This window comes from Acinetobacter sp. WCHAc010052 (assembly GCF_002165295.2).
GTDB classification, from domain to species: domain Bacteria; phylum Pseudomonadota; class Gammaproteobacteria; order Pseudomonadales; family Moraxellaceae; genus Acinetobacter; species Acinetobacter chinensis.
On the sequence record NZ_CP032143.1, the window covers coordinates 340,626 to 353,795 of the forward strand.

13 protein-coding genes are annotated in these 13,170 nt (G+C 44.3%); 11 read left to right on the top strand and 2 right to left on the bottom strand.

Annotated features, from left to right (window positions below; genetic code table 11):
- Positions 1 to 29: 29 nt before the first annotated feature.
- Complete coding sequence (rpoZ, locus tag CDG61_RS01980) at positions 30 to 311, bottom strand: DNA-directed RNA polymerase subunit omega (RefSeq protein WP_067762989.1); 282 nt, start codon at positions 309 to 311, stop codon at positions 30 to 32.
- Between the two features lie 77 nt (positions 312 to 388).
- Positions 389 to 1,015, bottom strand: coding sequence for a guanylate kinase (gene gmk, locus CDG61_RS01985; RefSeq protein WP_087549866.1), 627 nt, complete (start codon positions 1,013 to 1,015; stop codon positions 389 to 391).
- Between the two features lie 132 nt (positions 1,016 to 1,147).
- Here gmk and ispH point away from each other — a divergent pair, with 132 nt between their 5' ends.
- The 11 genes from ispH to CDG61_RS02040 all read left to right on the top strand — a co-directional run bounded on the left by ispH (position 1,148) and on the right by CDG61_RS02040 (position 13,150).
- Positions 1,148 to 2,101, top strand: a complete 954-nt coding sequence (ispH, locus tag CDG61_RS01990; RefSeq protein ID WP_087549867.1) for a 4-hydroxy-3-methylbut-2-enyl diphosphate reductase — start codon at positions 1,148 to 1,150, stop codon at positions 2,099 to 2,101.
- Positions 2,102 to 2,517: 416 nt separating this feature from the next.
- A complete protein-coding gene (gene pilV / locus CDG61_RS01995) occupies positions 2,518 to 3,024 on the top strand; it encodes a type IV pilus modification protein PilV (protein WP_087550013.1) in 507 nt (168 codons plus the stop codon).
- Positions 3,021 to 4,154: a PilW family protein gene (locus tag CDG61_RS02000; RefSeq protein ID WP_171405565.1), complete on the top strand. Its 1,134-nt coding sequence runs from the start codon at positions 3,021 to 3,023 to the stop codon at positions 4,152 to 4,154. The genes pilV (CDG61_RS01995) and CDG61_RS02000 overlap by 4 nt, the downstream gene beginning before the upstream one ends.
- Positions 4,154 to 4,897 carry a pilus assembly PilX family protein gene (locus tag CDG61_RS02005; protein ID WP_087512165.1) on the top strand — a complete coding sequence of 248 codons (744 nt, stop codon included), beginning with the start codon at positions 4,154 to 4,156 and terminating at the stop codon, positions 4,895 to 4,897. The genes CDG61_RS02000 and CDG61_RS02005 overlap by 1 nt, the downstream gene beginning before the upstream one ends.
- Before the next feature lie 54 nt (positions 4,898 to 4,951).
- Complete coding sequence (locus CDG61_RS02010) at positions 4,952 to 9,094, top strand: pilus assembly protein (protein ID WP_087549869.1); 4,143 nt, start codon at positions 4,952 to 4,954, stop codon at positions 9,092 to 9,094.
- Positions 9,095 to 9,104: 10 nt separating this feature from the next.
- Entirely contained in the window at positions 9,105 to 9,665 is a 561-nt protein-coding gene (locus tag CDG61_RS02015; protein ID WP_087550014.1) for a type IV pilin protein, read from the top strand.
- A complete protein-coding gene (locus tag CDG61_RS02020; RefSeq protein WP_087549870.1) occupies positions 9,666 to 10,103 on the top strand; it encodes a type IV pilin protein in 438 nt (145 codons plus the stop codon).
- Between the two features lie 314 nt (positions 10,104 to 10,417).
- Positions 10,418 to 10,885 carry a pilus assembly FimT family protein gene (locus tag CDG61_RS02025; RefSeq protein WP_228199601.1) on the top strand — a complete coding sequence of 156 codons (468 nt, stop codon included), beginning with the start codon at positions 10,418 to 10,420 and terminating at the stop codon, positions 10,883 to 10,885.
- 9 nt (positions 10,886 to 10,894) lie between these two features.
- Positions 10,895 to 11,425: a type IV pilus modification protein PilV gene (gene pilV, locus CDG61_RS02030; protein ID WP_087549872.1), complete on the top strand. Its 531-nt coding sequence runs from the start codon at positions 10,895 to 10,897 to the stop codon at positions 11,423 to 11,425.
- Positions 11,415 to 12,437, top strand: a complete 1,023-nt coding sequence (locus CDG61_RS02035; RefSeq protein WP_416240704.1) for a PilW family protein — start codon at positions 11,415 to 11,417, stop codon at positions 12,435 to 12,437. The genes pilV (CDG61_RS02030) and CDG61_RS02035 overlap by 11 nt, the downstream gene beginning before the upstream one ends.
- Complete coding sequence (locus tag CDG61_RS02040) at positions 12,437 to 13,150, top strand: pilus assembly PilX family protein (RefSeq protein WP_087549874.1); 714 nt, start codon at positions 12,437 to 12,439, stop codon at positions 13,148 to 13,150. Before CDG61_RS02035 ends, CDG61_RS02040 begins: the two co-directional genes overlap by 1 nt.
- The last annotated feature ends 20 nt before the right edge of the window (positions 13,151 to 13,170 follow it).

The window sequence follows — 13,170 nt, forward strand, 5'->3', positions numbered from 1 at the left end:
AAAACCAGGCTTTTTTTCAGGTTACTTTCTTACTGGAAAGAAAAACCATCAAGATTCAGATTATTTGCTGATAAAGCAAGATCAAGACTTGAAGTCTGATAGTCCTGTTCACGCTGTTTCAGGATATCTTTGGAAACATGACCTGCTGCAATTTCACGTAATGCTACAACTGTAGGTTTGTCATTGTCCCACTCAACAGTTGGCTCAATACCCTGACGTGCAAGCTGACGCGCACGTTTGCTTGCAACCAGTACAAGCTCAAAGCGGTTGTCTACATGGTCTAAACAATCTTCAACGGTTACGCGTGCCATAAAGTTCTCGTTCGAATGGTAATTTTTAAAACAGACTGCGCAGTATAAAATGCTTTGTCTTCAGACTCAAGTTTTAATCACTTTTGAGCAACGGGTGTAATCAGCTTTCTGATCAGGTCTTCATGACGTTCAGCCTGCTGCGGCATGGTCAGTCGGTTGGCAGTAATCAGTGACTCAAGATCATGCAGTGCTTTGTTGAAGTCATCATTAATAATGACATAGTCAAAATTGGTATACTGCTGCATGTCTTCAACGGCACAGCTTAAACGGTGTTCAATCACTTCAACAGTGTCTGTACCACGGTTGGACAGACGCTGGCGCAGGTCAAACTGGCTTGGTGGAAGAATAAAAATCTGGATGGATTCAGGAAAAAGTTTGCGGACCTGCTGTGCGCCCTGCCAGTCAATTTCAAGCAGTACATCATGACCTTTTGCAAGCTGTTCTTTTACGGTTGCCTGTGCAGTACCGTAATAGTTTCCAAAAACTTCCGCATGTTCAATAAAACCACCCTGTTCAACCAGGGCGAGAAAATCTTCTTTTTTACTGAAATGGTAGTGGACACCGTCCAGTTCACCAGGACGTTGACCTCGGGTAGTGTGGGAAACTGAAACGTGCAGATTGTTGACACGTTCAAGCAGCGCTTTTACGAGGGATGTTTTGCCTGTTCCTGATGCAGCAGAAACGACAAACAAGAGACCCGACATGATATTTTTCCTGATATGATAAAATATCTTCTCTATTTTAGAGCAGACAGGATTCAAACAAAATAGCAAACGTCATTTTGTTTGAAAAAATTCTGGTTTTATCCTTGAATTTAAGTGAACACTGAGGATCCTATGGAAATTGTATTGGCCAATCCACGTGGTTTTTGTGCAGGTGTAGACCGTGCAATTGCGATCGTCAACCGAGCGCTTGAATGTTTTCATCCGCCTATTTATGTCCGGCATGAAGTGGTTCACAACAAATTTGTTGTGGATGATCTGCGTCAGCGCGGTGCTGTTTTTGTGGATGAGCTGGATGAAGTACCGGATGACAATATTGTGATTTTCAGTGCACACGGTGTTTCAAAAGCGGTGCAGCAGGAAGCTGAACACCGTGGTCTGAAAGTGTTTGATGCAACCTGTCCACTGGTGACCAAGGTGCATATAGAAGTGACCAAATATGCCCGAGAGGGAACGGAAGCCATTCTGATCGGTCATGAAGGGCACCCTGAGGTAGAGGGTACGATGGGGCAGTATGACAAAAAAAAGGGTGGTCATATTTACCTGGTGGAAGATGAAGAAGACGTTGCATCCCTTGCGGTCATCAATCCTGAAAAAGTTGCATTTGTGACTCAGACGACACTGTCCATTGATGATACGGCTAAAGTGATTGATGCTTTAAGATTACGCTTCCCTAAAATTCAGGGTCCCCGCAAAGACGACATCTGCTACGCAACCCAGAACCGTCAGGATGCAGTCCGTGATCTGGCTGAGCAGTGTGATGTTGTACTGGTGGTGGGTTCGCCAAATTCATCCAACTCGAACCGTTTACGTGAACTGGCAGAACGCATGGGGAAACATGCTTACCTGGTGGATAATGCAGATCAGCTGGAACAGTCCTGGTTTAATCAGGATTCTAAAATCGGAGTGACGGCAGGGGCATCTGCACCTGAAATTCTGATTAAACAGGTGATTCAGCGTTTGCAGGACTGGGGTGCAACTGCGCCACAGGAACTGAATGGTCGTGAAGAAAATATTACTTTCAGCTTACCCAAAGAACTGCGGATTCCTGTTGTCACACAGGCATAAAACTGAGCAGTCGCACTAAAAAGCATATTGCATCACATTTGTGGTTGATTTAGCGGATGATTCCTCCTGGATTTCATCCGTTTTTTTATACCGATCATCTGTGATTGTGTTTAAATTACATCCAAAAGTATTAATCTTTAATAAACAATATGATGAACTGCTGCACAGAATGTGATTGTGCGAGTGGATTCAGTCACTGGTATGGGGTTGTAACTGTTTAAGGGGGCAGTACAGAGCTGATTATTCAGACAGTGAAGCAAATAAAAATGGCAGTCAGTGATGGCTGAATAAAAATTACAGAAACATAAAAGATCAGATCAGCAGGTGCTGAGCGGGTCAGAACATCAAATCAGAAAAATGAAAGAAATAATAATATTAACAGGGCTGTTCTGGTGCGGAACAGAAGGTGGCAGTGTATGAAGCAATCAGTCAATCAACAGGGTGCGGGCATGATGGAAGTGCTTGTGGCATTGCTGCTGCTTTCCATAGGTGTGCTCGGTTTTATTGCACTTCAGTATCGTGCTGTCGATGCCGGTGGCGAAGCTCTGGTCAGGACTCAGGCAATGGGTCTCGCTAAAGAACTTGGTGAGCGGATTCGGGCAAATCAGTTTGCATTAGCGTCCTATGCATCGGGGTTAAATGCTTCTGCTGCAACAGTGACTAAATGCCTGGGAACCCAGAAATGCAGCACCACAGATATGGCAGCTTATGATGTCAGTGATATTCAGTCAAAAGCAGAGCAGCTTGGGCTTCAGATCAAAATGCCAAAATGTGACACTGCTGCGGGCAAGGATCGCTACTGCATTTATGTGGCATGGGGAAAAACCAAACCGATAGAAAGTACTTCAGATGGGCAGGCATGCACCAAGGGTGGAATTTATCTGCCAACGGCGAAATGCGTCATTATGGAGACCTACCAATGAAAACAATAAAAATAAGAGCGGAACAGAAGGGTTTGACCCTTGTTGAAATGATGATTGCACTTGCGATTGGTCTGGTGATTACAGCAGTTGCAATTCAGCTGTTTCTGACCAGTCAGAGCAGTCTTGCTGTTCAGAAAGCTATGGGGGATATGCAGGATTCTGGGAATTTTGGACTGGAATATATTGCCAGGGATATCCGAAAAGCCAATCTGGGTGCGCTCTCTGCTGTCGCAGATGGAAATATGGCGCAGGGTGGTGTCATTTTATCTCAGAACAATGTGACGAAATATCTGGCGACAGCAGCAGGTGGAACACTGGGTGAAGGTTTTGATGTCGGGTATATGACACGTGGCAATGAAACAGCACTGACCACAGCAGCCAACAGCTGGACAGGTATTTCCAATATGGGGGGGAATGTCAGCAGTGATCAGCTGACCATTCAGTTTAAGGCTATTCAGACGCTGTATTCAGATGAAGAGTTCAATGCCATGAAAAACCGTGACACAGGCTTATCTGATGCTGAAAAGGCAACGGTTGTCGGTTACGACTGTTCCGGTGAAAAGATCACCTTACAGAATATTGCAGACCGGACTTATATCATTCAGCGTTATTTTCTGCGCAGAGACAATGATGGCAGTGACACAGAGCCAAATGATCCGCTTTCTCTGGCATGTGCGGCAGGACGTTACAGCCTGCAGTCTATAGAAGCAGCAAGAACAGCGGAAAGCAGCTCGGCTGATAAAAAGACATTTTCACCGGTCATCGTGACAGGAAAACTGCTGGGGCAGGGTGAAATTGTGCTGCGTCGGGTGGATCATTTTCATGTTCTGCTGGGGGTTTCTGAGGGGGGGTATGCAGCTCCTGAAAATATGCGTTATCTGACTGTTAAAGGCTATAACGATCTCATGGCAAATGCCACTGCAGTTAAACCTCAGATCAGAAGTGTACGCTTAGGTTTTGTGGTACGTGCTCAGAACAGTTCAGGCAAAAATATTGATCTGAAAGATATTGAAAAATTTACAGTGCTGGATCAGGAAGATCTCAAGCTGAAAACAGCAGATACCAACTATTTAAGGAAAGTCACGACGCAGACCGTAGCAATGCGTAATGCACTGGGGGAGGCTGAATAATGAAGCATCAAAATCATTTTCAACATCAGCGTGGGGCGGCACTTGTGGTTGTGCTGTTCATCCTGTCACTGATACTGGTGATTGGCGTACTGGCGATCCGGCAAAGTATCACATCATTGCAGCTTTCGATGAATAGCCAGGTCGATGATCTTTTGCGACAGGGTTCTGATGCAGTCATGCTTTCTCTGGAAAAACCAGACCGTCTTGGGGAGTTTTCCACTTCAGCAGGATTGCTGGGATTTATTCGCCGCCCTGAAAATCAGGGTAAAGAACTGGTGTTCTGCTTCAGGGAAGGTAAAAAAGTATTTTTTGATATCAATACTGCCAGCATGATTTATAAGGATGGCAGCACCATTAAAAACAGCAGTCTGGGGATGAGTGGATACTGTGATCCGACTTCAACTACAGACAATCATTTTACCAGTAACCGTCGGGCAGTACTGACACAGGTCGCCATCCGCCGTGCATCAGCAACAGATACACCATTTGAAAACTTTGGTACTGGAACAGATGCGGTTTCTGCAAAAACAGACAGCAATGACCGTTTTACCGTATATGTCACTTCTGTACTACCTGGACTGGGTGCAGCATCCATGCAGCAGATCCGGGGTTGCCTGACAGGCAATATGAGCACAGTGACAAATCCGACAGAAAATACAGTGTCGAAATGCCTTGAAGCACTGGAAGTGCCTTACAGCACACAGGTTGCTGAATATAACTATGTGACGGGGTTCAGCTCCTGACATTCCAGGCAGGGCACACAAATACAGACATTAAAACAAAAACTGGGTGATGACATGAAAACAAATAAAATGAAAGTGCTGTACAGGGCGATGCTGGGGTCGGCTTTTATGCTGGGTGCAAGTGGTGCGCAGGCAGCTGATATTGAGATCTATAAAGCGGGTGCTCAGGACGGATCTGTTGCGGTCATGTTGATGCTGGATCAGACGCAGAAAATGAAAGCTGTGCTGGGAAAGCTGAATGACGGTTTTTCAGATTATCATAACTGTAGTCAAAGCCTGTCAGGCAGTACCGATACGCTTTCCATCGGTGGGGTGTCTTTTGCCACAACCTTCTGTCGTTACAATAAGGCGGATACCTGGTTTCTGAATATTGGCAGCAATATGAATAACCTGTTCTTTCCAGGGCGCTATAAGAGTTATCTCGACTATATAAAAGAAACATGTGAGCACCGTACTGGATGGACTGAATATAAATGCTATGACCGTCTGACTAAATCTAAAGTTGCCTTGATCAGTTTACTGATGGGTAATGCTGACAAAGGTATTGCAGCACTGTCGGATGATAAGGTGATAGGGCTGTCATCGTTTTCAACTTATGTGCCAGACGGAAACCCTTATGCTGGTAAGGTCAGAGTGGTGGCAAGACGGCTGGATGCCAAAGTCAGTGATGGAGCTGGTGGTCAGATTACACAGCGTTTATTACTGGCAAGAACCATTGCAGGTGTTTCAGAGGAAACCAACGGTAGCTGGAGCTGGGACTTACTGCAAAAAGATAAAAACTCACCGATTGCTACAGCTTATGCTGAAACAGCAGCCTCATTGATGGGGACAACAACCAAGGGTACAGGTCTGGATGTTTTTGGTCGGAAGGTGACTTTTGCAATTGCTGACTATTTTGCAACGTGCAGCTCTACTGATCAGGCAGGATTGTGTAAGTCAACATGGAAACACACAAAATCCAGCTGGACATCAGTCCTGGACTGGTTCTTTGGTGTTAATGCCAAAGGTGGTAAGGATGAATTGAGCAAATGGATTAAAGAAGAGTATGGCTCACCGAAGTTTTTTACCCGTAACGATTATCCTGCAGATACTGAAACGACTGGAGACAGTGATAAGGGGAGATTTCTTGAGACGATTTATTACTATAAAGACAACTCAAATAAAGATCTCAGTATTTATGACGGGTTAATTTTTAAGAGTTATTTCCCATATAGTGGATTTTCCTACGCAGATCCAAATGCTGTGTCGGGCAATAACTATGTGCGTCCAGGCTTAATCCAGTCGCAGATGAGTAAAGTGGGTACATCAGCGGACAGTCGGCAGTGTCATGGTCAGGGTATATATGTGCTTACTGCGGGTACTCCAGAGCTGACCAATTCAAATGGTAATTCCTACTCCACAGAATTTGCTGTGGAGAGAGTGATGCAGAGGAGTCTTGCAAACCCGAACCAGACTTTTGCTGATTTCAACTGTGCAGCTAATGCAAAACTGACTGATTATGCAGGTATCCTTGATGTTGGGACTTTACGTCGTAATGCATTGTGGTCATGTATATCCAATTATTCAGACCGATTGAATGGAGCAAGTAATCCAACGGGGCTGACAATTAAAACAGCTGTAGCCGGTGTAGGGCGTGATTTTTCCTATATACCGAACACAACTGCAAATGACCTGACAAATACTACACAGTTAAATGCATATCTGGGCAAAGTAAACAGTGCAGACTTTTCTAAACGCTTCCTTGAAATACCCGATGAGCAAATGAAGCATGATGTAAAAAATGCGGCAAAATGGGGTGCGTATGGAGGTGGGGGATATTATTCAGTTTTATCAGTAAATGACATTGTTGACAGTGTAAATAATTTCATCAATGTTATTGCAAAAGATATTCCGGCAGCATCTGCGAGCAGTGTCACCATTCCGGTTGATGCTCTGAACAGCTATGAGCTGCAAAATTCTGCATACAGTTCTCAGTTCCAGCCTACTGTCAGCAAAGCATATCCGACCTGGTTCGGAAACGTGAAAAAATACAAAATTGTTGATGGCTTAATCAAAGATAAACTGAATGCGCAGATCTATGAAAAAACAGGATTGATCAAAGACAGTGCTACTGACCTATGGGCATCTGCAAGTACAGATACGACACTGACTTTACATCCTGTTTTTCAGGGTGGTGCTTTGAATAAATTGCTTTTAAAAGAAAATGATAAAGGTGACACGGTTCGTGCATTATTTACTAACCGTAAGTGTGAAGCAGCTACAGATGGTGCAACCTGCACAACAAATAAATCATTAAAATCAATTGATAAAAAATATTTCTCTGATGATGCCACAAAGGCGGATCCACTACGTGGTTATCTGATGCTGTTGCTTGGCTATGATGTCAGCAATCCTGAAATACCGTCGGATATCGATTTAACAACGCTGAAAAACAGACCTGAGTTGCGCCAGCTGGGCGCAGTAATGCATTCAGACCCGGTTTTACTGACTCAGAAAGGTAAAATTCAGGTGGGGACAACCAGTATCAGTACTGATGATCGGGAAGACTTCCTGTTATTTGGTAGCAATCAGGGCTTGCTGCATGTGGTCAATGCTTCTACGGGTGAGGAAAAACTGGCATTTGTACCTAATGAAATGCTCGAATCAGATCAGAAAAAAGTATTCCTGAAAAAAGAGCTGACCACAGGCGGAACGCAGAACTACCTGTATGGTGTGGATGGTCCGTGGACTGCTTATACCGAGTATGTACCGACTGGAGCTGAAGGTTATCTGACAGTAGGCAAAGGTAAGTTCAGTTATGCTTCGCAGGCAGCAGATGGTACTGCCAGTGTAAATTATGCCTATGGTAAACAGTGGGTTTATGGTGGTCTGCGCATGGGTGGTCGAAGCTACTATGCACTGGATCTTGGAGATATCAGCAAGCCTGAACTGAAATTTCAGATTGACCCGGTTAACCAGAAGATTATTAACAGTTCAGGTTCAAATACTGTTTCTGCCTTGCAGTATATGGGGCAAAGCTGGTCCAAGCCTGTGGTGACCCGTGTGAAATGGGAAGGTTCATCGCGTCTGGTGATGCTGGTGGGCGGTGGTTATGATGCAAGTGGTACAGTCAACTGCACCGACACACTGAATACCAACAAAGGCTATGAATGTAACGAATATGATCAGACCAACGGTACGGGTGCCGGAGTTTATATGTTTGATGCAAATAACGGCGAACTGCTGTGGTGGGTAAGTTCAAATGCCAGCACAGTGAATACAGGTGCTAAAGAACAGGCGCTGAACGTTACAGATATGAAATACAGCGTGGTTTCTTCGATTAAACCGGTAGACCGTAACGGCGATGGTCTGACTGATCATCTGTACTTTGGTGATCTGGGCGGGCAGTTGTGGCGTATCGATCTGAACAACAACAAAGTTGCAGGCAGCTCCACTGCATTTGCAACCCGTGCAGTGAAAATGCTGAATCTGCATGAAAGTGCCGGTAAAAGCCCACGTTTTTACAATGTACCTGTATTCAGTCTGTTTAAGGATTCAGCATCAGGTATGCTGGCAGCTGTCAGTATTGCCTCAGGTAACCGAAGCCGTCCGCTTCAGCAGGAAGGTTCATCTGCCAGCTGGTCAGAAGACGGTGCCTATACTGTATTTGATAAGGACGTGATTAAATCAGGGCTGTATTCACTGGATAATGCAAGTCTGGTTACTAAAAACCTGACTAAAACAGGGTTGGTGGAGCTGACAGATGCCATGCGTACAAAGGCTTCGGGTGTAACTAAAGTCACAGCAACAGATGCCGGCTGGTACTATCCATTTTCCTCTTCAGAAAAACGCAGTCAGAAAGTGCTGACTGATTTAGTGGCTGTAAACAAACAGTTACTGGTCAGTGTATATGACTCATCAAAAGATGGAACTGTTCAGGGTTGTAATGCGGGTATTAAAGGTGAAACGGTTATTCAGCGATTCTGTATGCCATACGGTAACTGTGAGACAGAACTGGCGAAAAACAAAATGTATGCTGGTGTTGGAATCGTGGGTATTACCCTGGGTTCTAAAGGGTCAGGCGATACAAATACCCGAACTGTTCTGAACAATGCCTGTCAGGGTGATAATTGTACAGGTGCGGACAGCAGCAGTAAATTGAAGTCTGATAACACATTGACCCGTAAACTGCGCCCAGCCCGCTGGTATGAGCAGTAAGGAGCAGATTATGCAGACAGTTCATCCTGTACGGGGTTTTACACTGATTGAGCTGATGGTGGTGGTGGTGATTGTTGCGATTCTCGCAGCAATCGCTGTTCCCAGTTATCAGGCGTATATACGTAAAGCACATATGTCCGCAGCGCAACAGGAAATGCAGAAACTTGCCGAACAGCTCGAGCGGCACCGTGCTAAAAATTATACTTACAAAGGCTTTGATCCCAGTTTTCTGTACGCAGATGCAGCCAATCCTTCACAGAATTATTATGTATCTTCAACGGGTAAGCTTGAGTTGCCTTTAGGCGCGACAGGCAGTGCAGTCAAATATGTCATTGAAATACTGGATGCAGATGAAAAAAAACCGCTGACTGCAGCAGATGTCAAAAATAGTCAGGGTGAAGTGACCAGTACCATTGCAGGTTACAGGTGGCTGATTCGGGCAGAAAGTAAAGATGCTCAGAATTATTCACTGTTGCTGACCAGTCAGGGAACCCGCTGTAAAAACAGAACCTATAACAATATTGGCTATGACTCCTGTGGCAGTATTGCCAATGGTAGGGAGGAATGGTAAATGCATCAGAAAATCAAAGGATTTACCTTAATTGAAATGATGGTGGTGATTGCAATTATTGGTATTCTTGCCGCGATTGCATATCCGACATACAACAACTACAAAGTCCGAACCAACCGAACGGATTTACAGAATGAATTAAGCCTGATTGCACAGAAATTACAGGCTTATCACCTTGTTCATAACAGTTATAAAAATGCAGATCTTTCAGTGGCAGGTTATACCGCACCGGCAAAATATCCGAAGCAGGATATGGCGCATTATTCATTGGCGCTGACAGTGGATTCAGATTTTAAAGGGTGGAAACTGGAGGCAACACCGGTATCGTCTATTCAGAATGGAGATGGAAAAGTCTGCCTGAATGATCAGGGCTATAAATCCTGGCAAAAAGGGCAGGTCAGCTGTTCACTCAGCAGTACATCTGGATGGGATAACTGAGTTGATGCAATTCTGAGAAACTGGATGGTTTAAATCATAACAATGGAAAAGGGATGGCATAAGCTGTCCTTTTTTTGTGCACCTTTTATGCGTATACAGGTTTTTAATAAGATTGGGAGGGAAAATGATGTGCTGTCTGTCTGATTAAATTTACCGCTTATCTAAAGCTGGATGAGAACTTTTTAATTGCTGATATTTTTTATGGGTTTGTGTGAAGTGGTTCTTGGAAATTCAAATATGTGCATGATTTTATAAAAAATATTCATGTTACTATTTTGTAAATAAGTGGCTAAAAAATAGTTCGGGTGATTGAGTTGGACAGAGCATCATTTGTCATAAAAGAAAGAGGTCAGGTGGGATTTACCATTATTGAGTTGATGGTTTCTATTACAGTGATGGCTGTTATAGCAGTCATGGCGGCTCCATCTTTCACAAATATCGTTCGAACAAATCAGCTGAAAGTGACAGCCCGTGATTTTACAGAGCATATGATCAATCTAAGGTCCGAAGCTGTACTGAAGCAGAAAGAACAGACACTGACCCTGAGTGGTACAGGTGCATGGGTTCCAGGTGACAAAGTGGAGTGGGCTCCGAGCCAGCCGACGGCTACTGCACTGACATATAACATGATGGGGCAGATGAAGTCTGACAACAATCTATGCTTTGTTTTCAGACATAAAAAAGATGCAGGGTTAAAAGCAGTCATTATTGCCCGAAAAAGTGGAATGGTGATCTATGACAGGACAGCTGGGGCTTGTCCCGCTGATCTAGGCAGTGAGTAGGGGAACAGAATGCGATCTTATCAACAGGGTGTAGGACTGATAGAAGTGCTGGTTGCTCTTGTTCTGCTGGGTATAGCTGTTCTTGGCTTTACAGCTTTACAGCTTAGGGCGCTTGCCGCCAGTCATGAAGCGGGTCGTAATATTCAGGCAATGAATATTGCAAGGGATCTATCCGAAAGAATCAGGGTCAACAGAGATGGCTTAGCGGATTATAAAAAGCTTGTAGCCCCGTCAGTTCCTAAAAATTGTGCAAGTGGAACTGGCTCACAGTTTTGTACAGCGAAGGAAATGGCTGAGTATGACTATGCCAGGGTTGCTGAAAAAGCGACGAACCTGGGGATGGAGATAGGTATTCTGGACTGCCAGGGGACTGCCAGTCTTGAGCGGAAATGTATTTATGTAGCATGGGAAGGTACAACACCCTCCAACGGTGCAGACCCTGCAGATGGTTCTGTAAATATGAACTGCACAAATGGCGCAGCCTATGTGCCAGAAGCAAAATGTATTTTTGTGGAGGTATATAACTATGATAAGCCATAAGCAGACAGGTTTTACATTATTGGAACTGATGGTTTCCCTGGCTTTGGGTCTGATCATTGTTGCTGCCGGTGTTGCAGTGTTTATTACTGGACAGCGCTCTTTAGGGCTGCAGGGCGGAATGAGTGAGCTTCAGCAAAATGCAAACTTTGGTCTTTCCATGGTTACACATGATTTAAGACATACCAATCTGAACACACCTTCAACGCAGAAAGTAAACAATAAGCATGTAGGTTCGGGCATTATTTTCAGCGTCGCAAACTTACCTTCATCGCTGTCAGGCGTTGATGTAGGATTATTGACTAAGCAGGATAAAGACTCGGCTGCCACAACAACTGGAACAGCGGGGAAAAATGATCAGCTAACGATTCAGTTTATTCCAGAATATCGCAAAGTAACTACAAGACATTGCCCTTCGACTAATGAAAATTGTGCGGATACAGAAAAGACTGATGTTGTGACTTATAAGGCTAAAGGTCAGGACTGTGAAGGGACACCTTTTGATTTTTCAGAGGTGCGAACTATTGTTCAGCGTTATTACCTGAAAGAAGATCCTGTTCAGACGCCGGGGCAGCCAAAAGCTTATTCTTTGTACTGTGATGCCGGTAGCTATAAAGAAAATGATACAGAAATTACGGGTCTGAAAAAAAATCCAGATGGAACCCTGACAGCAGGTCAGCAACTGATGCAGAGAATTGATGCATTTAAAATCCGTCTGGGGGTTAAAGCACCGGATAAAAAACTCAGATACATGAGCGTTGGCGAATATCTGGCGGAGATGCCTGATACGGTCACAGCGGAAAGCAGTTTTTATAATGTGATGTCCATTGAAATCGGTGTTATTGCCCGCTCAACAACAGCACTCAATAGTGAAAAACTGATTGATAACTCAAAAACATTTGATGTTGCAGGTTATCCACTGACTCTGAATGCTGAACAAAAAAATGGCTCTAAATTCCTGAGAGAAGTATTCAGTCAGGTTGTGGCATTTAGAAATACACTGGGAGCATCGTGATGAAAAAACAACAGGGTGCAACTCTAATTGTCGTTCTGGTTATTTTGACACTGGTGACACTGGTGGGAACGCTGGCGGTTAAATCAGGTATTCTGGACCTGAAAATATCGACAAACAGCCAGGTTCGTTCACTTTTACTTGAAAACAGTAACTCTGCTTTGTTTAACGTGGAAGACCCGAATCAGATTGCAAGACAGCTGGCAATGGATGGTATGTTCAGTTACTTCAACTCAGCAGGTAATGCAGATGATGAACTGGTCTTTTGTTACCGCCCATCTGCCATGGCAACGTTCTATTCCACGAGCAAAACCAGTGTGATTGATAAGGACGGTAAAACCTTAAAAATGGGGATCACAGGCTTTTGTAAAGCAGATGAATTTTCCGCTGGACGTTCAGCTGTACAGGCTCAGATCTATCTGAAAAAAAATGAAGAACCGGATGCCTTGCCTTTCAGTACTGTGCCATCTGGCACCAGTCTGGGTCAGAGCGAAGTTCCTCTTGTTGCAAACAATATTGGTGTCACAGTGATCTCAATTTTACCAGGCTATGTCGGAGCAACAGACTCTCAGATTGAAGCCTGCTTTAAAAAGACAGCAATTAAAAAGACAGAAACGACTGAAACTGTTGAAGAGTGTTTTGAGGGTCTGGGCATCCCATACAACTTACAGCATGCAGACTATGTGGTGGGTAGCTCACCAAAACTTAAGACTTGATGGATACCCACCTGTAAGAG